Annotated in this window: 19 protein-coding genes; 10 read left to right on the top strand and 9 right to left on the bottom strand. The window is 68.3% G+C overall.

The window, feature by feature from the left end; genetic code table 11:
• Window positions 1-24: 24 nt before the first annotated feature.
• Window positions 25-2,061, bottom strand: coding sequence for an alpha/beta hydrolase family protein (locus ACK4K7_RS08220; protein ID WP_431865073.1), 2,037 nt, complete (start codon window positions 2,059-2,061; stop codon window positions 25-27).
• Window positions 2,062-2,205: 144 nt separating this feature from the next.
• Between ACK4K7_RS08220 and ACK4K7_RS08215 the strand changes: the two genes are divergently transcribed.
• From ACK4K7_RS08215 to ACK4K7_RS08200, 4 genes are all read left to right on the top strand, one after another.
• Window positions 2,206-3,873: a M28 family metallopeptidase gene (locus ACK4K7_RS08215; protein WP_431865072.1), complete on the top strand. Its 1,668-nt coding sequence runs from the start codon at window positions 2,206-2,208 to the stop codon at window positions 3,871-3,873.
• A 5-nt stretch (window positions 3,874-3,878) separates the two neighbouring features.
• Window positions 3,879-4,856 (top strand): agmatine deiminase family protein, encoded by a 978-nt coding sequence (locus ACK4K7_RS08210; RefSeq protein WP_431865070.1) that lies wholly within the window; start codon window positions 3,879-3,881, stop codon window positions 4,854-4,856.
• Window positions 4,853-5,701, top strand: a complete 849-nt coding sequence (aguB, locus tag ACK4K7_RS08205; RefSeq protein WP_431865068.1) for an N-carbamoylputrescine amidase — start codon at window positions 4,853-4,855, stop codon at window positions 5,699-5,701. The genes ACK4K7_RS08210 and aguB overlap by 4 nt, the downstream gene beginning before the upstream one ends.
• Window positions 5,702-5,779: 78 nt before the next feature.
• Entirely contained in the window at window positions 5,780-6,328 is a 549-nt protein-coding gene (locus tag ACK4K7_RS08200) for a type 1 glutamine amidotransferase domain-containing protein (RefSeq protein ID WP_431865066.1), read from the top strand.
• 246 nt (window positions 6,329-6,574) lie between these two features.
• Here the strand turns inward: ACK4K7_RS08200 and rpsD are convergent, their stop codons facing one another.
• The gene (gene rpsD, locus ACK4K7_RS08195) at window positions 6,575-7,189 is read right to left on the bottom strand and encodes a 30S ribosomal protein S4 (RefSeq protein WP_431865065.1); all 615 of its coding nucleotides are present in this window, start codon (window positions 7,187-7,189) and stop codon (window positions 6,575-6,577) included.
• Window positions 7,190-7,372: 183 nt separating this feature from the next.
• Window positions 7,373-7,654 (bottom strand): hypothetical protein, encoded by a 282-nt coding sequence (locus tag ACK4K7_RS08190; RefSeq protein WP_431865064.1) that lies wholly within the window; start codon window positions 7,652-7,654, stop codon window positions 7,373-7,375.
• A gap of 96 nt (window positions 7,655-7,750) precedes the next feature.
• Between ACK4K7_RS08190 and ACK4K7_RS08185 the strand changes: the two genes are divergently transcribed.
• Window positions 7,751-8,056, top strand: coding sequence for a chorismate mutase (locus ACK4K7_RS08185; protein ID WP_431865062.1), 306 nt, complete (start codon window positions 7,751-7,753; stop codon window positions 8,054-8,056).
• 10 nt (window positions 8,057-8,066) lie between these two features.
• Here the strand turns inward: ACK4K7_RS08185 and ACK4K7_RS08180 are convergent, their stop codons facing one another.
• From ACK4K7_RS08180 to rpiB, 4 genes are all read right to left on the bottom strand, one after another.
• Complete coding sequence (locus ACK4K7_RS08180; RefSeq protein ID WP_431865060.1) at window positions 8,067-8,804, bottom strand: RNA methyltransferase; 738 nt, start codon at window positions 8,802-8,804, stop codon at window positions 8,067-8,069.
• A 115-nt stretch (window positions 8,805-8,919) separates the two neighbouring features.
• Window positions 8,920-9,381: a transcriptional regulator NrdR gene (gene nrdR / locus ACK4K7_RS08175; protein ID WP_431865058.1), complete on the bottom strand. Its 462-nt coding sequence runs from the start codon at window positions 9,379-9,381 to the stop codon at window positions 8,920-8,922.
• Window positions 9,381-10,697, bottom strand: a complete 1,317-nt coding sequence (gene glyA / locus ACK4K7_RS08170; RefSeq protein ID WP_431865056.1) for a serine hydroxymethyltransferase — start codon at window positions 10,695-10,697, stop codon at window positions 9,381-9,383. The genes nrdR and glyA overlap by 1 nt, the downstream gene beginning before the upstream one ends.
• Window positions 10,694-11,152: a ribose 5-phosphate isomerase B gene (gene rpiB, locus ACK4K7_RS08165; RefSeq protein WP_431865055.1), complete on the bottom strand. Its 459-nt coding sequence runs from the start codon at window positions 11,150-11,152 to the stop codon at window positions 10,694-10,696. Before rpiB ends, glyA begins: the two co-directional genes overlap by 4 nt.
• A 135-nt stretch (window positions 11,153-11,287) precedes the next feature.
• Here rpiB and ACK4K7_RS08160 point away from each other — a divergent pair, with 135 nt between their 5' ends.
• Both ACK4K7_RS08160 and ACK4K7_RS08155 read left to right on the top strand, forming a co-directional pair.
• Window positions 11,288-12,133, top strand: a complete 846-nt coding sequence (locus ACK4K7_RS08160; RefSeq protein WP_431865053.1) for a DUF5694 domain-containing protein — start codon at window positions 11,288-11,290, stop codon at window positions 12,131-12,133.
• 32 nt (window positions 12,134-12,165) lie between these two features.
• Window positions 12,166-12,741, top strand: coding sequence for a Uma2 family endonuclease (locus ACK4K7_RS08155; RefSeq protein ID WP_431865052.1), 576 nt, complete (start codon window positions 12,166-12,168; stop codon window positions 12,739-12,741).
• Between the two features lie 3 nt (window positions 12,742-12,744).
• Here ACK4K7_RS08155 and hemA read toward each other — a convergent pair whose 3' ends face one another.
• Both hemA and murI read right to left on the bottom strand, forming a co-directional pair.
• A complete protein-coding gene (hemA, locus tag ACK4K7_RS08150; protein ID WP_431865050.1) occupies window positions 12,745-13,959 on the bottom strand; it encodes a 5-aminolevulinate synthase in 1,215 nt (404 codons plus the stop codon).
• A 92-nt stretch (window positions 13,960-14,051) separates the two neighbouring features.
• Window positions 14,052-14,849: a glutamate racemase gene (gene murI, locus ACK4K7_RS08145; RefSeq protein ID WP_431865049.1), complete on the bottom strand. Its 798-nt coding sequence runs from the start codon at window positions 14,847-14,849 to the stop codon at window positions 14,052-14,054.
• Between the two features lie 122 nt (window positions 14,850-14,971).
• Between murI and plsY the strand changes: the two genes are divergently transcribed.
• The 3 genes from plsY (at window position 14,972) to topA (ending at window position 19,333) form a co-directional block, all read left to right on the top strand.
• The gene (gene plsY / locus ACK4K7_RS08140; RefSeq protein WP_431865047.1) at window positions 14,972-15,580 is read left to right on the top strand and encodes a glycerol-3-phosphate 1-O-acyltransferase PlsY; all 609 of its coding nucleotides are present in this window, start codon (window positions 14,972-14,974) and stop codon (window positions 15,578-15,580) included.
• Between the two features lie 5 nt (window positions 15,581-15,585).
• A complete protein-coding gene (gene dprA / locus ACK4K7_RS08135; RefSeq protein WP_431865045.1) occupies window positions 15,586-16,680 on the top strand; it encodes a DNA-processing protein DprA in 1,095 nt (364 codons plus the stop codon).
• An 85-nt stretch (window positions 16,681-16,765) separates the two neighbouring features.
• The gene (gene topA, locus ACK4K7_RS08130; protein ID WP_431865044.1) at window positions 16,766-19,333 is read left to right on the top strand and encodes a type I DNA topoisomerase; all 2,568 of its coding nucleotides are present in this window, start codon (window positions 16,766-16,768) and stop codon (window positions 19,331-19,333) included.
• The last annotated feature ends 5 nt before the right edge of the window (window positions 19,334-19,338 follow it).

Here is a 19,338-nt window from a genome sequence, read left to right as displayed (position 1 = left end):
ATTTCCCCCTCCGAGAGCGGCCGCCTAGCGGCCGAGCGCCTGGCCGAGCATCTGGGCGATGCGGTTCAGGACCGATGCCCGCACGTTCGAATCGTCGAGATCATGCTCCATGCCGGGCAGGACGATCAGCTCGCTCCGCTTGCCGGCGGCGCGCAGTTCGCGGTCCATCCGCTGGGAATGGATCACACGCACGTTGAGGTCCTTGTCGCCATGGACGAGAAGCACCGGTGCAGTGATCCGGCTTACATTCTGGAGCGGCGAGCCTTGGCGGATGTGGGGACCGTTGCCGATGAACTCGGCCGTGTTGCGGCGGTTCGAATAATCGCGCTGGTCGTCCTTCAGCTGCTGAAGGTCGGTGACGGGCGCGATCGCCACCACCGCCTTGAACAGGCCGGGTTCGACCACCGCCGACTGCAGCGCCGCATAGCCGCCATAGGACCAGCCGACGATGCCGAGCCGGTTGGGATCGGCGATGCCCTGCGCGGCGAGCCAGCGGCCGCCCGCGATCACGTCGCCGATCGAGGTCTCCCAGCTGCGGAAGCCGTTCTGCTGGAGCCAGGCGTCGCCGAAGCCGGCGGAGCCGCGGAAGTTGGGCTGGAGCACCGCATAGCCCTGGTTGGCGAGGAATTGCGCCAGCCAGTCGAAGCCCCATTCGTCGCGCGCCGACGGGCCGCCATGCGGCAAGACGACGGCCGGAAGGTTGCGGCCGTTGCTGCCGGGCGGAAGCGTCAGATAGCCTGGGATCTGGGTGCCGTCGGCTGCCGGGTAGGTGACCGGGCGGACGTTGGCGAGCCGGACATTCTCCAGGTCCGGCCGCACCAGCATGATTTCGGCAAGGTTCCTGCTTGCGCGGTCGAACACGTAATAGCGGCCCGGATCGTCGTCGGACGCGGCATAGATGAGGAGCTTGCTGGCATCCGCGTTGCCACCGGCGAAGTAGATTTGCGGCGTCCTGGGAAGCGCCTGGCCGAGGGACTTGGCGAGCTGGTCGTATTCGGGGTCGAAATAGATGACGCTGCGTTTTTCTTCGGCGAAGGTCACGCCTATGACTTTGGTCCCCGCGCTCGCGCGAACGACACCGTCGACATCGACCCGGTCATTGGCGTGGACGAGTTCGCTCGCCATCGATCCGTCCAGCTTTATGCGGTAGAGCGCGTCACGTCCGTTGAGTTTCTTCAGCGCATAAGCCACGTTGAGGTCGGCATCGACGGCAAGCGGATAGATGCCATCGCGCGTCAGCACGTCGTAGCTGCCGAACGGCCTCCATGTCGGACTCCCTGGCGTCCGGTAGAAGAAGTCGACGCGCGATCCCGACTGCCCCGTCTCACCGCGCGCCGAGACGGCGGACATCATCCTCACCGTGCCGCGTCCGTCGGTTATGAACTGAGACGCGGTCGTGCTGGGCCGCTCGACGCGGGTGGAGCGCAGGTTGATTGTGTTGACGAGATCGACGCCCAGTCCCTCTTCCTGCCGCGACCGCACTCTCGTACCGGCGGACGTGTTCTGCGGCACATAGGTCCGGCTCATCAGCACCGAACCGGATTCGCCGGGAAGCCAGTCGATGACCGACCCGTCGAACTGGCGGACATAGAGGTCCTCCATCGTCTGACGCTGGCCGAGTTCGCGCACATTGCTTCCGTCGGTGTTGACGGCAAACAGGCGCTGGAAGGGCACCAGGACGCCGTTCGCGTTGGCCACCAGGGCGTAGACGCGGCAGACCACCCGTTCGTTGCTGACGAAATTGCACCACATCAGCCGCTCGGGATTGCCGTTGGAGCCGGTGATGGGCCGGGGAGTCGGCGTCGGCTGGTTGAGATCGACCATATAGGCGACCGAGGTCCGCCCTGGACCCGGACCAATGAAGACCAGCTTCGTGCCGTCCGGGCTCAGCGACGCATGCTGCACGCTTTCGCGAATGCCGAACAGGACGGCCGGGTTGGCGGCATTCGGCTGCGCCTGCGCCTGCCGCTCCTCCGCGTTGGTGAAGCGCGCGGTGGATTGCGCGTGCGCGAGAGCCGGCACCGCCGCGCAGGCGGCGAGAAACATGAACCTTTTGAACATCTAAGAACCCCCCTAGGAATGGGGGGTAGATAAGCAGGCCTCGCGCGGCGGGGCAAGTGCCTTGGTCTCCGACTTGCGCATCCGGGCAGGCGCTGCCATTAGGTCGGCGACGTCTCCAACCTTCGCTTGTATGGGAGAATTGCCATGCGTTTCAACATGATAGGCGCCGCGGCTTTGTTCGCCTCGCTGGCCGCCTGCACGCCCGCTCAGCAATCGGCCCGCACCGCCGGCGCCAGCGCTCCCCAAATTCCGCTCGCCACGCTGCAGCGAGTGACCGAGGAGCTGGCGTCGGACGCGTTCGAAGGCCGCGCGCCCGGCACGCCCGGCGAGGAAAAGACGGTGGAGCTGCTGTCGCGCGAATTCGCGCGCGTGGGGCTTCAGCCCGGCAACAACGGCAGCTGGACACAGGACGTGCCGCTGGTCGAGATCTCCGCCCGCGGCGCGCCGAAGCTGGAGGTGCGCGGCCCCAACGGCGCGCGCACGTACGATTTCCGCACCGATTTCGTCGCCGGCAGCTACCGCGCCCAGCCGCGCATCGACCTGCGGGACAGCGAGATGGTGTTCGTCGGCTACGGCATCAACGCGCCCGAGCGCGGCTGGAACGACTATGAAGGGCTCGACGTGCGCGGCAAGACCGTGCTGATCCTCGTCAACGATCCCGACTGGCAGTCGCAGACGCTGGACGGGCCGTTCGGCGGGCGCGCGATGACCTATTACGGCCGCTGGACCTACAAATATGAGGAAGCGGCCCGGCAGGGCGCGGCCGCCGCCCTCATCATCCACCAGACCGAGCCCGCCTCCTACGGGTGGAACGTGGTGGAGAACAGCTGGACCGGCCCGCAGCTTTTCATGGACGACGGCCGCGGCGGCGCGGACCAGACGTTGGTGAACGGCTGGGTGACGCAGGACGCCGCGCGCCGCATCCTCGCCGACGCCGGTCAGGACCTCGCCGCGCTCACCGCCCGCGCGCAGCGGCAGGGCTTCCGCCCCGTCCCGCTCGGTCTCACCGCCTCCACCGGGTTCGACAACGACATCCGCCGCCAGGCCTCGCGCAACGTGATCGGCATCCTTCCGGGCCGCACCCGGCCCGACGAATATATCCTCTACACCGCTCACTGGGACCATCTCGGCATCTGCGCCGAAGGCACCGACAATCCGATCTGCAACGGCGCGATCGACAATGCGACCGGCACCGCCGCGCTCGTCGCCCTCGCAGAGGCGTTCGCCAAGGGCCCCCGGCCCGACCGCTCGATCGTATTCCTGGCGGTGACGGCCGAGGAATCGGGCCTGCTGGGATCGGCTTATTATGCCGCCAACCCGGTCTTCCCGCTCCACCGCACGGTCGGCGGGATCAACATGGACAGCCTCAACATGGCCGGCAACACGCGCGACTTCGTGCTGATCGGCGCCGGCAAGTCCGAGCTGGAGGACGTGCTGCAGCCGGCGCTCGCCCGCCGCAACCTTGTGCTGACCCCCGAACCGTCGCCGGAGGCCGGCTATTTCTACCGGTCCGATCATTTCAGCTTCGCCAAGCAGGGCGTGCCGATGCTCTACGGCCGCGGCGGCGAGGATCTGGTGGTGGGCGGCCTCGAGGCCGGCCGCGCCTGGGCGGCCGACTATCGCGCGAACCGCTATCACGGACCGCGCGACGAGTTCGATCCCAACTGGGATTGGTCGGGCGCCGTCCGCGACCTCGAAATCTACCATGAGGTCGGGCTTCAGCTCGCCAACAGTTCGGCCTGGCCGAACTGGCGCGAAGGCGACGAATTCCGCGCCATCCGCGACCGCTCCCTCGCCGCCGCGGGGCGCTGACCGGGATGGCCGCAATCTATCCGCCCGAATGGGCGCCGCACGATTGGGTGTGGATCGGTTTTCCGAGCCACGGCGATCTGTGGGAGGACGATCTCGCGCCCGCGCAGGAGGAGGTCGCGGCGTTCGCGGCGGCGGTCCACGCCGGCGGAGCGGGCGAGGAGGTGCGGCTGGTCGTGGCCGATCCGGCGGCGGCGGAGCGGGCGCGCGCGCTCGCCCCGTTCGCCACCATCGTGCAGGAGATGTTCGGCGACATCTGGCTGCGCGACAGCGGGCCGATCGTGCTCAAATCGGGCGAGGGGCGGCTGCCGTCCTCGTTCCGCTTCAACGGCTGGGGCGGCAAATATGATCTGGAGGGCGACGACACGATCGGCCTCCGGCTGGCGGAGACGATGGGCGCCGAGGCCGCGCGGCGCGACTGGGTGCTGGAAGGCGGCGCGATCGACGTCGACGGCGCGGGCCTGCTCGTTACCACCGAGCAGTGCCTCCTCAATCCCAACCGCAATCCCGATCTGTCGCGCGACGAGATCGAAGGGCGGCTGAGGGGTCATCTCGGCGTGTCGCGCATCCTGTGGCTCGGCGACGGCCTACTCAACGATCATACCGACGGCCACGTCGACAATCTCGCCCGTTTCGTCGCGGAAGGGACGCTCGCGCTGCCCGTCCCGGCAGGCGCGGACGATCCCAACGCCGCCGTCTACGAAGATGCGCGGCGGCGGGCCGTGGCGTTCGGGCTCGAGGTCGCCGACATCCCCTCGCCGGGCCGGGTGGAACGCGACGGCGAGATCATTCCCGCCTCCTACATGAACTTCTATATCGGCAATGCCGCGGTGGTGGTGCCGCTCTACGGCGCCCCGAACGACGACGCCGCGGTCGAGGCGGTCGGGCGCCTGTTCCCCGGCCGCCGCGCCGTCGGCCTGCGCGCCGACCACGTCTTGACCGGCGGCGGCAGCTTCCACTGCATCAGCCAGCAGGTGCCCCTATGACCAGCATCAAAGTCGCCGCCCTCCAGCTCGCTTTCTCGGACGATGTGGAGGAGAATATCCGCAACGTCTCCGAACTGGTGCGCGAGGCGGCCGGCAAGGGCGCGACGGTGGTGCTGCCGCCCGAGCTGTTCGAGGGCCTCTATTTCTGCCGCGAGGAGGATGAGGGGCTGTTCGCCAACGCGAAGCCGGTGGGGGAGCATCCCGCCGTGCGCGCGATGCAGGCGCTGGCGCGCGAGCTTGAGATTCACATCCCGACCAGCTTCTTCGAGGCGGACGGGCCGCACCATTACAACAGCCTCGCCATGATCGACGATCAGGGACAGGTCCAGGGCGTCTACCGCAAGAGCCACATCCCCGACGGCCCGGGCTATGAGGAGAAATTCTACTTCCGCCCCGGCAATACCGGCTTCAAGGTGTGGAAGGGCGCGGGCACCACGCTCGGCGTCGGCATCTGCTGGGACCAGTGGTATCCCGAGACAGCGCGGGCGATGATGCTGATGGGCGCCGAGATCCTGTTCTACCCGACCGCGATCGGCTCCGAGCCGCACGACCCGGACCTCGACACCAGCCGGCTGTGGCGGCGGGCGATGATCGGTCATGCCGTGTCCAACGTCGTGCCGGTGGTCGCCGCCAACCGGATCGGCACCGAATGCGGCCAGCGCTTCTACGGCCACAGCTTCATCTGCGACGAGCGCGGCGACCTTCTCGCCGAATTCGGCGCGACGGAGACCGGCGTGCTCGTCGCCGAGCTCGACATTGCCCAAGTGAAGCGCCACCGCGCCGCCTTCGGCTTCTTCCGCGACCGCCGGCCGGACCTCTACAAGCGGCTCGTCGAGGATATCTGACCGCGCGCCGCTGGCGGCGGAACGGCGCGGGCGTCCGGCCGGTTGGGAAAGAGAAATTCCGAGCAGAAAGGACGCACCATGCCGGACATCTCCGACGCCAGAATCCTCATCCTCGCGACCGACGGATTCGAGGATTCCGAACTGATCGAGCCCAAGAAGCGCCTCGATGCTACGGGCGCGAAGGTGACGCTCGCCACCCTGGACGGAAAAGGAATCGAAGGCGACAATGGCGCCAAGGTGGACGCGGACGCGGCGCTCGGCGACCTGTCGGACGGCGATTACGATGCGCTGCTGCTTCCCGGCGGCACGAAGAATCCCGACAAGCTCCGCATGGAGAAGGACGCGGTGGCGCTGGTCCGGCGCTTCGTCGAGGCCGGCAAGCCGGTCGGCGCGATTTGCCACGCTCCCTGGCTGCTCGCCGAAGCGGACGTGGTCCGCGGCCGCACGGTGACCGGCTGGCCCTCCATCCGGACCGACCTGCGCAATGCCGGCGCCGAAGTGGTGGACAAGGAGGCGGCGATCGACGGAAATCTCGTCACCAGCCGCCAGCCCGAGGATATCCCCGCCTTCACCGACGCTTTCATCCGCCTCGTCGAACAGGCGGATGCGACGCTCGAACAGGCCTGAAAAGGGCAGGGCCGGAGCTCGCGAGAACTCCGGCCCGCCCTCGAGACGCCACAAGAGGGCATCGATCCACAGGCGGCTCGTACAGGGACCGCAGATCGACCAACGCACTATGGTCGATCCGCGCTGGCGGGTTGCTGAATGCGCCTGAAAGCCGTTGTTCACCAACGGCTTGGCGGCAGCCCACCGGCAAGAAAAAAGCCGGCGGATCGCTCCGCCGGCTCTTTTCGCCGAACGTCGGTTCGCAGGTTAGCGCGAGTAGAATTCGACGACCAGGTTCGGTTCCATCTTCACCGGATAGGGCACCTCGTCGAGCGAGGGCACGCGGGTGAAGGTCACCTTGGCGGCGCCGTCCGGCACCACATAATCGGGGATGTCGCGCTCGGCGAGGCTCTGCGCTTCCATCACCAGCGCCATTTCCTGCGCCTTGGGGCCGAGCTCGACCACGTCGCCGACGCTGACGCGCGCCGAAGCGATGTTGAGCTTGCGGCCGTTGACCCGGATGTGGCCGTGGCTGACGAGCTGGCGCGCGGCCCAGATGGTCGGCGCGAACTTGGCGCGATAGACGACCATGTCGAGCCGGCGCTCGAGCAGGCCGATCAGGTTCTGACCGGTGTCGCCCTTCATCCGCGCGGCCTCGGTATAGGTGCGCTTGAACTGCTTTTCGGTCACGTCGCCATAATAGCCCTTCAGCTTCTGCTTGGCGCGAAGCTGGATGCCGAAATCGGAGAGCTTGCCCTTGCGGCGCTGGCCGTGCTGGCCGGGGCCGTATTCGCGGCGGTTGACCGGGCTCTTGGGACGTCCGAAGACGTTCTCGCCCATGCGGCGGTCGAGTTTGTACTTGGCGCTGGTGCGCTTCGACATCTGTGTTACTCCAATCTGCTGTGTCAGGTCCCCGGACCCGCACCATGGGACCGACATGTCCCATGCGGCATCCGCTTCACCGGGGGTGCGGAGCCAATTGCGAAGGCGCGCACATGGCGGGGCGGGTCGATAATGTCAAGCGCGCGAGCGGCTTGCCCCCCGCTTCCCGGCCTGGGCAAAGGCTTAGTTGCCCCCTGACTTGGTTTTCGGCGCGCCGCCCTGGCTCATCGCACGATCGACGATCTCGCCGGTGACCCGGCGCGCCTCCCATGCGACCTGGTCCCATTCGTTGCGGGTCAGGCAATAGCGGCGGCCGTTCAGCCGCGTGCCGACCTTGACCAGCGTCTTGCAGATGCGGCGCTCGTTCGCTTCTTCCGACCCGTTCCCCTGGCCGGCGAATACGGGAACGGCGGCGACGGAGAGCGCCGGCGATGAGGACAGCGGTCTTGCGCATCGGACCTCCACCTTGCGAACCGCAAATCTACTCGCGCGGGGCGGCGGCCGCTACCCGCAAGGGGAGGGGGCGCTCGACAGGGGCGGCGCGCGCGCTATGGAGGCGCGATGGACGAGAGGGTGAAGCCGGCCGACTGCCGGACCATGGCCGAAGTGCGCCGCGGCGTCGATCGGCTCGACGAGGAGATCGTGGCGCGGCTCGGCGAGCGCTTCCGCTACATGGAGGCGGCCGCCCGCATCAAGCCCGACCGGGGCGCGGTGCGCGACGAGGACCGCAAGGCCGAGGTGATCGCCAATGCCCGCCGTTTGGCCTCCCGGCACGGCGTTCCCGACGCGGCGGTCCACGAGCTTTACGAACGGCTGGTCGAAGCGTCGATCGCCTACGAGTTCGAACGCTACGACGCGACCCGCTAGTCGGGGCGTCTCAGCGGCGCCGCGGATTGACGAGGGCGCGGATCACGCCCCGCATCGCCTGCACTTCGCGGTTCGACCAGTCGGCCTTGGTGAGGATGGTGCGGATCGTGTTCTTGGTGGCGGGCGTCCGGTCCGGCGGGTGGTAATAGCCGGCCGCCTCCAGCGCCTCCTCGAGCTGGCCGATCAGGCCCTCGAGCTGGCCCTGGGTGGCGCGCGGCTCGCGCTCCTCACCCTCGGTCGGAATGGCGAGATCGGAATGCTTCGACCACTCATAGGCGACGAGGATCACCGCCTGGGCAAGGTTCAGCGACCGGAAGTCGGGGTTGATCGGCACCGTCAGGATCTTGCCCGCGATCGCGACTTCCTCGGTCTCGAGGCCTGACCGCTCGGCGCCGAACAGGATGGCCGACGGCTCTGCCTGGGTCCTGATCTCCCTTGCCGCCTCCTCCGGCGTCACCACCGGCACGACCAGGCCGCGCTTGCGCACCGTGGTGGCATAGACGTGCGCGCAATCCGCCACCGCCTCGGCGACGCTGTCGAACACCCGCGCCTGCTCCAGCACGATGTCGGCCCCGGACGCCGCCGGCCCGGCCGCCGGGTTCGGCCACCCGTCGCGCGGAGAGACGAGCCGCAGGTCCGTCAGCCCGAAATTCAGCATCGCCCGCGCCGCCTTCCCGATATTCTCCCCGAGCTGCGGGCGGACCAAGACGATGGCGGGGGTGCGGGGGCTACGGGTGAAAATATTCATGGTCCTTCGATAGCGGGCTTGGCGTAGCGCGCACGGCCCGCTCAGTCCCTACTCAGGATGAGCGGGGCAGGAAAGAAGCCGCTCTTGCCGCGGAGAGGCCGAGCGCAGCGGCGCCTCAACCGCCCGAGACCTCTCCCACGCTTCCCGCGAACTCCTCGAAATCGCGGGCCTCACGGAAGTCCTTGTAGACGCTGGCGAAGCGAATGTAGGCGACCGGATCGAGCGCCTTCAGGCCCTCCATCACCATTTCGCCGATCCGCGCCGAGGGCATCTCGCTCTCGCCGCTGGTCTCCAGCTGGCGCTGGATCGAGCTGACCAGCTTCTCGATCCGTTCGGGCGGGACGGGCCGCTTGCGGCAGGCGATCGCGATCGAGCGTTCCAGCTTCGCGCGGTCGAACGGCTCACGCCGGCTCTCGGACTTGACGACGGTAAGCTCGCGCAGCTGCACCCGCTCGAAGGTGGTGAAACGCGCGCCGCAATCCTCGCACTGGCGGCGGCGGCGGATCGCCGAGCCGTCCTCCGTGGGACGGCTGTCCTTCACCTGGCTGTTGTCGTGGGCGCAGAAGGGACAGCGCATCAGTGGCCGGAATAGATCGGGAAGCGCGCGCAAAGATCGGCGACGCGGCCGCGCACCTCCGCCTCGACGGACGCGTTGGCTTCGAGGCCGTTGGCGCGCAGGCCGTCGAGCACGTCGGCGATCATGTCGGCGATGTCGCGGAATTCGGCCACGCCGAAGCCCCGTGTGGTGCCGGCCGGCGATCCGACGCGGATGCCGCTGGTCTTGGTCGGCGGCAGCGGATCGAACGGAACGCCGTTCTTGTTGCATGTGATCCCGGCTCGTTCCAGCGCCTCGTCCGCGTCCTTGCCGGTGAGACCCAGAGGACGCAGGTCGACGAGCGCGAGATGGGTGTCGGTCCCGCCCGCCACCAGATCGGCGCCGCGCTCCTTGAGGCGCCCGGCCAGCGCCTTGGCGTTGGCGATGACGGCGCGGGCATAGCTCTTGAATTCGGGCTGCAGCGCTTCGCCGAACGCCACCGCCTTGGCGGCGATCACGTGCATCAGGGGTCCGCCTTGCAGGCCCGGGAATACGGCCGAGTTGATCTTCTTCGCTAGTCCCTCGTCGTCGGTCATGATCATGCCGCCGCGCGGGCCGCGCAGCGTCTTGTGGGTGGTGGTGGTGACGACATGGGCGTGGCCGAAGGGGGAGGGGTGCTCGCCCGCGGCCACCAGCCCTGCGAAATGGGCCATGTCGACCAGGAACAAAGCCCCCACCTCGTCGGCGATGGCGCGGAAGCGGGCGAAATCGATGTGGCGCGGATAGGCCGATCCGCCGGTGATGATGAGGCGCGGCTTGTGCTCGCGTGCGAGCCGGGCGACCTCGTCATAGTCGATCAGATGGTCGTCCGGCCGGACGCCGTACTGGACCGCGTTGAACCATTTGCCCGACATGGCCGGCTTGGCGCCGTGGGTGAGGTGCCCACCCGCGTCGAGCGACAGGCCCAGGATCGTGTCGCCGGGCGTGGTCAGCGCCAGCATCACCGCGCCGTTCGCCTGCGCGCCGGAATGCGGCTGGACATTGGCGAAGCCGCAGCCGAACAATTGCTTGGCGCGCTCGATCGCCAGCGTCTCGACCGAATCGGACGGGTGGCAGCCCTGGTAATAGCGCTTGCCCGGATAGCCTTCGGCATATTTGTTGGTGAACACCGATCCCTGCGCTTCCAGCACGGCCCGGCTGACGATATTTTCCGAGGCGATCAGCTCGATCTGGTTCTGCTGCCGGTCGAGCTCGGCGGCGATCGCGTCCGCCACCTCATGGTCGGTGCGGCCGACGCAGCGCGTGAAGAAGCCGTCCGGCTGGACGTCGCTGAGGTCGTTGGCGGGGCGGCTGCTCATGCGGGTTCCTTCGCGAACGTGGGGTTGGACAGCTTGTCGACGCGGCGCCGGTGGCGCTCGCCGCCGAACGGGGTGGAGAGGAAGGCGTCGAGGCAGGCCTTGGCCATTTCGGATCCGATCAGCCGGGCGCCCATGGCGATGACGTTGGCGTCGTTATGCTCGCGCGCGAGCCGTGCCGAAACGGGTTCCGACACGAGCGCGCAGCGGCAGGCGCGGTGGCGATTGACCGAGATCGAGATGCCGATGCCCGATCCGCACAAAGCGACGCCCCGGTCCGCTTCGCCCGAGGCGATCGCTTCGGCGAGCTTGTAGCCGAAATCCGGATAATCGACCGAATCGGCGCCTTCCGGGCCGAGGTCGATCACCTCGCGGCCGGCGCTGCGCATATGTTCGACGAGCGCGGCCTTGAGCTCGACGGCGGCATGATCGGAAGCGATGGCAATGCGCTCGGCCACGCGATGGTCTCCGGCTGGAACGATCCGATCCCTCTAGGGGAGGGCGCGCCGTTTTGCCACCGGGATTTCGGCGGAGATTGCGTCTTCCTCGCAGTCGGTGTACTATGCGTGCAATACAGTGGGGAAGGGACGGCGATGCGCAAGTTGGCGGCGGTGTGGGCGATGATTGCGATGATGAGCGGTACGGCGGCAACGGCCGCGACAGAAACACCGGCACCGGTCGAGGTGATGGTGGTCGGCACCTGGCATTTCGGCAATCCGGGGCAGGATCTGATCAATGTCGAATCGGCGGACGTCACCACGGCGCAGCGCCAGGTCGAACTGGAGGCGATCGCGGCGGCGCTCGCGGAATTCCGCCCGACCAAGGTGATGGTGGAGCGGGTGGCGCCGGAGAGCGACCTGCTCGACCCGCGCTACGCCGCCTTCGATCCGGCACAGCTCGCCACCGTCCGCGACGAGCGCGTGCAGATCGGCTACCGGCTGGCCCACCGGCTCGGCCACCGCACGGTCTGGGCGATCGACGAGCAGGCCAAGGACGGGGAGCCGGATTATTTCCCGTTCGGCCGGCTGATCGCCTGGGACCGGGCCCATGGCGCCGGCGACCTGCCGCAGCGGGTTCAGGCGCGCGGCGCGGCGATGATGCGCGATTTCGCCGAAATGCAGGCGCGGGCGAGCTTGGCCGAGATGCTGGTGCACGCCAACGCGCCCGGCGCGCAGGGCGGCATCTCGGGCTATTACGACATGCTGCGGATCGGCGGGGTGGACGACCAGCCCGGCGCCGAACTCAACGCGCTCTGGTACATGCGCAATGCCAAGATCTTCGCCAAGCTGATGCTGGCGGCGGAGCCCGGCGATCGCATCCTGGTCGTCTATGGAGCGGGCCACAATTACTGGCTGCGGCATTTCGCGGCGGAAACGCCTGGCTTCCGCAACGTCGATCCGCGTCCCTATCTCGCCCGCGCCGCCGCCGAAAGCCGGTGAACCCGAACCGGGCTTGTGATAGTTTTACTCTCATGAACCGCCCGGCTCGACAAATCGAAGCGGACCGCGACGCCCGCGGCGGCTTCACCGCGGAGGACTTCCTCGCGATCGTAGATACTGGCGTGTTCGAACGCATCGAAGGCAAGGTCGAACTGATCGAGGGGGTGATCGTCCGCATGAACCCGCCTTACGCGGCGCACAGCCACTATCAGCGCCGCCTGTTTCTCGAGCTCCACCAGCTCTTCGGAGAAGGACGGGACGGCTTTATCGCGGCCTTCGAGTTTTCAATGAGGATCGGCGGCGACAATGTCTGCACGGCCGATGTGGGGATCTTGCGCGACACCGGTCGTTTGGAGGGTCTGTTCGACGCCGGCGATGCGCTGCTGGTGGCGGAGATATCGGACACCAGCCTGGCGCGGGATCGGGGCGACAAGCGCCGCCTCTATGCCGAGGCGGGGGTGCCGCATTACTGGATCGTCGATCTGAAGGGCCGCCGGATCGAATGTCTGGCCGACCCGGCGGACGGCGACTACCGCTCGGAAAAGGTCGTGGCGTTCGGCGACCCGATTCCGGCGCCGGGTGCCGACGCGGAAATCCGCCTCGATTGACGCTCAGGCCGCGGCCCGCATCTCCAGCCGGTCCCAGATCTCCACCAGCGCCTGGGCGAGATCGCGCATCATCTCTTCGCCATGGTGCGGCCCGGGCGTGAAGCGCAGCCGTTCGGTACCCCGCGGCACCGTGGGATAATTGATCGGCTGCACGTAGATGCCGTACTCGGCGAGCAGGATGTCGCTGATCCGCTTCGCCTTCACCGGGTCGCCGACCATCAGCGGCACGATGTGGGTCGCGGTTTCCATCACCGGCAGCCGGGCCTCGGCGAAGATCGCCTTCAGGCGGGCGGCATTGGCCTGCTGCGCCGCGCGCTCCGCGGACGAGGCCTTCAGATGCCGCACGCTCGCCAGCGCGCCGGCGACGAGCACGGGCGAGAGCGAGGTGGTGAAGATGAAGCCCGGCGCATAGCTGCGGATCACGTCGACGATATTGCGGTCGGCCGCGATATAGCCGCCCATCACGCCGAACGCCTTGCCGAGCGTGCCTTCGATGATGGTGAGCCGGCGGGCGACGTCGTCCCGCTCCGAAATGCCGCCGCCGCGCGCGCCGTACATGCCGACGGCGTGGACCTCGTCGAGATAGGTGAGCGCGTTGTAACGGTCGGCGAGGTCGCAGATCGCGGCGATCGGCGCCACGTCACCGTCCATCGAGTAGACGCTTTCGAACGCGATCAGCTTCGGCGCGGCCGGATCGGCGTCGCGCAGCAACTCCTCCAGATGGGCGAGGTCGTTGTGCCGGAACACCTTCTTCTCGCAGCCCGAATTGCGGATGCCGGCGATCATCGAGGCGTGATTGAGCGCGTCCGAAAAGACGATGCAGCCGGGCAGCAGCTTGGCGAGGGTCGAGAGCGTCGCCTCGTTCGACACATAGCCCGATGTGAAGATGAGCGCCGCTTCCTTCCCGTGAAGATCGGCGAGTTCCGCCTCCAGCTCGACATGATAATGGGTGTTGCCGCCGATATTGCGGGTTCCGCCCGAGCCGGCGCCCACGTCGTGAAGGGCTTCCTCCATCGCCGCGATCACGTCGGGATGCTGACCCATGCAGAGATAGTCGTTGGAGCACCACACGGTGATCGGCTTCGGGCCGTTGTGGCCGGCGAAGCAGCGGGCGTTGGGAAAGGCGCCCTTGTTGCGCAGGATGTCGATGAACACGCGGTAGCGGCCCTCGGCGTGAAGCCGGTCGATCGCCTGCGCGAAGATGCGTTGATAATCCAACAATCTGCTCCCGGGTGCTCTGCCCGCCTATAGCGGAAATCCGCCCTTAAAGGCCAGCGCGAACGCATCGCAATAAGGGCAAGCCCCTATGCTCAGAAGCGTTCGAGCCGCGTCAGGCCGAACGCCGCCAGCCCCGCGCGGTACGCGCCTATATCGGAGCTTTTGCCGGTAAACAATGCGGTGCCTTCTCCCGGGAATTCGGGCCACGCGGTGTCGCGGAGGAGCCAGGCGGTGCGCCGGGCGATCCCCTCCTTGCCGTCGACGAAACGGAGCTCCTGCGGCGCCGCGGCGGCCAGCTCTTCCTCCACCAGCGGGAAGTGGGTGCAGGCCAGCACCACCGTGTCGACCTCCTCCCCGCCCGGCTGGCCGAGCAGATCGTCGAGGATCGCCCGATAGGCGGCCGGATCGGTCGCCTCGCCGCGAAGCTTGGCCTCGGCGAGGTCGACCAGGTCGGCCGAGCCGTGCCGCAGGATCCGGCAATCGCCCGCGAATTCCGCCGCCAGCCGATCGACATAGGGCTGAACGACCGTCGCCGGCGTTCCGAGCACGCCGATGGCACGCGTCACGGACAAGGCGGCGGCGGGCTTGATGGCGGGCACGGTGCCGACGATCGGAAGGTCGAGCGCCGCGCGGACGGCATCGAGCGCGATGGTCGAGGCGGTGTTGCAGGCGATGACGATGAGTTCCGGATCGAACCGTTCCGCGAGCCTGCCCAGCAAGGCGGGAACGCGCGCGGCGATCTCGGACGCGCTCTTGGTGCCGTAGGGATAGCCGGCGCTGTCGGCGGCATAGACGATCGGCGCGTTCGGAAGCAGCGCCCGGATCGGCCGCAGAACGGACAGTCCGCCCACCCCGGAATCGAAGACGAGGAGGGGACGGGGGCGCTTCATGGCGCCGCTTTAGCGCGGAGGCGCGACGCCGCAAGTCCGGCGGCGCCGGCCTTGATCGACATTGTTGCGCCCCCGGCAGGGACTAGGTTAGTTTCACCGGCTCCTGGGGGATGTAAGCGCACGTGGAATTCGAAACGATCGCCGGGCCGCTGGCCGCCCTGTCGGTGGGCTATCTGCTGGGCTCGATCCCGTTCGGGCTGCTGCTCACCCGCATGGCGGGGCTGGGTGACGTGCGCCGCATCGGGTCCGGCAATATCGGCGCCACCAACGTGCTGCGGACCGGCAACAAGGCGCTGGCGGCCGCCACCTTGCTGCTCGATGCGCTGAAGGGCGTGGCCGCGGTCCTGCTGCTGCGTGTCCTGTTCCCCGGCGAAGAGCTGTTCGCCCAGATCGCGGCGCTCGCCGCCTTCATCGGCCATCTCTACCCCGTCTGGCTCGGCTTCAGGGGCGGGAAGGGGGTGGCCACCTTTCTCGGCGTGATGGGCGCGCTCTACTGGCCATGCGCCGCGATCGCCGCGGTTGTGTGGCTGATCGTGCTGGCGGGCAGCCGCTATTCCTCGGTGGCCGGCATGTCCGCGGCCGTCGCTGCGCCGGTCGCCGCCGCCGCGGTGGGACGATTCGACCTCGCGCTTCTCTACTTCGTCTTCGCCCTGCTCGTCTTCTGGAAGCACCGCGCCAATATCGAGCGGCTGCTGGCCGGGACGGAGCCGCGCGTCGGCCGGGCGGGCTGACTTCGGTGGCGGAAGGGCCGGCCGACCGCATCGCCCGCCTGCGCCTCATCCGGTCGGACAATATCGGGCCGGTCACCTATTTCCAGCTGCTCGCCCGCTTCGGATCGGCGGACGCCGCCATCGCGGCCATCCCCGATCTCGCCGCACGTGGCGGCGGCCGGGCGCCCCGGCTGGTGCCCCGCGCCCTCGTCGAGCGGGAAATGGAGGCGGTTGAGCGGCTCGGCGCCCGCTATCTGTTCCTCGGCCAGGGTCTGTATCCGCCGCTGCTGGCGGAGCTCGAGACGGCGCCGCCCGCGCTTATCGTCAAGGGCGATCTCGGGCTGCTCGACCGGCCGGCGATCGCCATGGTCGGCGCCCGGAACGCATCGGCTGCCGCATGTCGTTTCGCCCGCTTGCTCGCCCACGGTATCGGCGAGGCGGGCGCGGTCGTCGTCTCGGGTCTTGCGCGCGGTATCGACACGGCGGCGCACGACGGATCGATCGACACGGGGACGATCGCCGTCATCGCGGGCGGCATCGACATCTACTATCCCCCGGAGAATGAGGAGCGGCAGCGGGCTATCGCCGAACGCGGGCTGCTGGTCGCCGAACAGCCGCCGGGGACGGAGCCGCGCGCCCGCCACTTTCCCTATCGCAACCGCATCATCGCCGGCCTTTCGCACGGCACGGTCGTGGTGGAGGCGGCGCCCCGCTCCGGCTCGCTGATCACCGCCCGCTACGCCGCGGAGATGGGCCGGGACGTGATGGCGGTGCCAGGCTCCCCGCTCGATCCGCGCGCCCAGGGCTGCAACCAGCTGATCCGGGAAGGGGCGACGCTCATCCAGACGGCGGAGGATGTGCTGGAGGCGATCCGGCCCTTCCATCTGAAGCCGCTCGCCCAGCCGACCCGCCGCTTCCACGCCGAAGCCGCTTCCGCCGACGCGGAGGAGGCCGATCGCCGCACCGTCCTGGAGCTGCTTGGGCCGACCGCGGTGCCGGTCGATGAACTCATCCGCCAGTCCGGCCTCGTCCCGGCCGTCGTGCAGACCGTCCTCCTGGAGCTCGAACTCGCCGGCCGCCTCGATCGTCACGCCGGCGGGAAAGTCAGTCTGACCGGCTGAGCCCGGCGATGCAGACCCCGCTTGACCTAGCCGGGGACCGCTCACCACCCTATGCGCGTATACGCGTGAAGGAACATCCGAACCTATGAAGCTCGTCGTCGTCGAGTCGCCGGCCAAGGCCAAGACCATCGAAAAATATCTGGGCGGCGATTATCGCGTGCTCGCCTCCTACGGCCATGTCCGCGATCTGCCGCCCAAGGACGGATCGGTCGATCCCGATGCCGGCTTTGAGATGCAGTGGGAGACCTATGCCGACAAGGCGCGGCAGCTGAAGGCGATCACCGACGAGGCCAAGAAGGCGGACGCCCTGATCCTCGCCACCGACCCCGACCGCGAGGGCGAGGCGATCAGCTGGCACGTGCAGGAAGTGCTGAGCAAGCGGCGCGCCCTTCCCAAGTCCGTCGAACGCGTCACCTTCAACGCGATCACGAAGGCGGCGGTGACCGAAGCGATGCAGCGCCCGCGCGGCCTGGACGAGGATTTGATCGACGCCTATCGCGCCCGCCGCGCGCTCGATTATCTGGTCGGCTTCACGCTCTCGCCCGTGCTGTGGCGCAAGCTCCCCGGCGCCAAGTCGGCGGGCCGCGTCCAATCGGTCGCATTGCGCCTGATCGTCGATCGCGAGCGCGAGATCGAGCTGTTCAAGGCGCAGGAATATTGGTCCGTCGCGGCGACGATGGAAGCGGACGGGACCGAGTTCCTCGCCCGCCTTGTCCGCTTCAAGGGCGAGAAGATCGACCGGCTGTCGATCGGGGACCGGGGGACCGCCGAGGCGGCCAAGCGGGCGGTGGAGGAAGGCCGCTTCACCGTCCATTCGGTGGAAACCAAGCCGCTCACGCGCAACCCGCCGCCGCCCTTCACCACCTCCACCCTGCAGCAGGAGGCGGCGCGCAAGCTCGGCTTCTCCGCCAGCCACACGATGCGGGTCGCCCAGGGGCTCTACGAAGACGGGGCGATCACCTATATGCGGACCGACGGCGTCGACATGGCGCCCGAGGCGATCTCCGGCGCGCGCCGCGCTGTGGTGGCGCGCTACGACGCCGGTTATGTGCCTGAAAAGCCGCGCCATTACACGTCCAAGGCGAAGAACGCCCAAGAAGCGCACGAGGCGATCCGCCCCACCGACTTCTCGCGGGAGCGCGCCGGTTCGGACGACCATGCCCGCCTCTACGATCTCATCTGGAAGCGTGCGCTCGCCAGCCAGATGTCCTCGGCGCGGCTCGAGCGGACCAGCGTGGAACTGGTCGACGGCACCGGCCAGACGGCGCTTCGCGCAACCGGCCAGGTGGTGCTCTTCCCCGGCTTCCTCGCGCTCTACGAGGAAGGGCGCGACGACGCCGAGGACGAGGACGGCCGCCGGCTGCCGCGGCTCCGCGAGGGCGACGCGCCGGTAAAGCGCCGCGTCGAGGCCGAGCAGCATTTCACGCAGCCGCCGCCGCGTTATTCGGAAGCGAGCCTTGTCAAGAAGATGGAGGAGCTCGGCATCGGGCGGCCCTCCACCTATGCCGCGACGCTCCAGACGCTGAAGGATCGGGAATATGTGCGGCTGGAGAAGAACCGCTTCATTCCGGAAGAGAGCGGGCGGCTGCTGACCGCCTTCCTGGAGCGGTTCTTCGAACGCTATGTCTCGTTCGATTTCACCGCCCATCTCGAGGACGAACTCGACGACATTTCGGGCGGCCGGGCCGACTGGCAGGCGGTGCTCGACGCTTTCTGGCGCGACTTCAAGCCGAAGACGGCCGAGATCATGGAGCAGAAGCCCTCCGAGATCACCGCCGCTCTGGACGATTTCCTCGCTCCCTGGCTGTTTCCGGACAAGGGCGACGGATCGGACGCGCGGCTCTGCCCGGCCTGCGGCGAGGGGCGGCTGGCGCTCCGGGGCGGTCGGTTCGGCGCCTTCGTCGCCTGCTCGAACTATCCCGATTGCAAGTTCACCCGCCGCTTCGGCCAAGGCGGCGACGACGCCGCGGCCGGCGAGGGGCCGGAGGTGCTGGGCCAGCATCCGGAGACGGGCCTGGACGTGGTCCGCAAGACCGGGCGCTTCGGACCTTATATTGAAATGGGCGCGGGCAAGGAGGCGAAGCGGGCGTCGATCCCGAAGGACGTCCCGGAACTCGATCTCGACATGGCGGTGCGGCTGCTGTCGCTGCCGCGCACCATCGGCGACCATCCCGAGACCGGCAAGCCGATCACAGCGTCGATCGGGCGTTATGGTCCCTATCTCGCGCATGACGGCAAATATGCGAAGCTCGGCGGGACGGCCGATGTGTTCGAGACCGGGATGAACGCGGCGGTCGTGAAGCTGGCCGAAGCGGCGGCGGGCGGCGGACGCGGTCGGGGCGCGCGCGAGCCGCTGAAGGTGCTGGGACCGCATCCTCGCACCGAGGCGGAGATCAAGCTGATGGAAGGGCGCTTCGGTCCCTATGTGACCGACGGCACGACCAACGCGACCCTGCCCAAGAGCCTCGCGCCGGACCAGCTGACGCTGGAGGAAGCGGCCCAGCTGATCGACGAGCGCGCCGCCAAGGGGCCGCCCGCGAAGAAGGGCCGTAAGAAGGCTGCCGCCCCTAGGAAGGCAGCCGCCGCCCCCAAGAAGGCGGCCGCGGCCGGCAAGGTCGCGACCGCGAAAAAGGCGGCTCCGAAGAAGAAGTAGGCGGT

Source organism: Allosphingosinicella sp. (genome assembly GCF_046295735.1).
GTDB lineage: Bacteria > Pseudomonadota > Alphaproteobacteria > Sphingomonadales > Sphingomonadaceae > Allosphingosinicella.
Note: the sequence above shows the minus strand (reverse complement) of the source record. Positions and strands in the feature narration are given on the sequence as shown.

Bases quoted from the DNA above. Each gene is read 5' to 3' on its own strand.
- ACK4K7_RS08220 (WP_431865073.1), bottom strand. From the start codon at position 2,061: ATGTTCAAAAGGTTCATGTTTCTCGCCGCCTGCGCGGCGGTGCCGGCT.
- ACK4K7_RS08215 (WP_431865072.1), top strand. From the start codon at position 2,206: ATGCGTTTCAACATGATAGGCGCCGCGGCTTTGTTCGCCTCGCTGGCC.
- ACK4K7_RS08210 (WP_431865070.1), top strand. From the start codon at position 3,879: ATGGCCGCAATCTATCCGCCCGAATGGGCGCCGCACGATTGGGTGTGG.
- aguB (WP_431865068.1), top strand. From the start codon at position 4,853: ATGACCAGCATCAAAGTCGCCGCCCTCCAGCTCGCTTTCTCGGACGAT.
- ACK4K7_RS08200 (WP_431865066.1), top strand. From the start codon at position 5,780: ATGCCGGACATCTCCGACGCCAGAATCCTCATCCTCGCGACCGACGGA.
- rpsD (WP_431865065.1), bottom strand. From the start codon at position 7,189: ATGTCGAAGCGCACCAGCGCCAAGTACAAACTCGACCGCCGCATGGGC.
- ACK4K7_RS08185 (WP_431865062.1), top strand. From the start codon at position 7,751: ATGGACGAGAGGGTGAAGCCGGCCGACTGCCGGACCATGGCCGAAGTG.
- ACK4K7_RS08180 (WP_431865060.1), bottom strand. From the start codon at position 8,804: ATGAATATTTTCACCCGTAGCCCCCGCACCCCCGCCATCGTCTTGGTC.
- nrdR (WP_431865058.1), bottom strand. From the start codon at position 9,381: ATGCGCTGTCCCTTCTGCGCCCACGACAACAGCCAGGTGAAGGACAGC.
- glyA (WP_431865056.1), bottom strand. From the start codon at position 10,697: ATGAGCAGCCGCCCCGCCAACGACCTCAGCGACGTCCAGCCGGACGGC.
- ACK4K7_RS08160 (WP_431865053.1), top strand. From the start codon at position 11,288: ATGCGCAAGTTGGCGGCGGTGTGGGCGATGATTGCGATGATGAGCGGT.
- ACK4K7_RS08155 (WP_431865052.1), top strand. From the start codon at position 12,166: ATGAACCGCCCGGCTCGACAAATCGAAGCGGACCGCGACGCCCGCGGC.
- murI (WP_431865049.1), bottom strand. From the start codon at position 14,849: ATGAAGCGCCCCCGTCCCCTCCTCGTCTTCGATTCCGGGGTGGGCGGA.
- topA (WP_431865044.1), top strand. From the start codon at position 16,766: ATGAAGCTCGTCGTCGTCGAGTCGCCGGCCAAGGCCAAGACCATCGAA.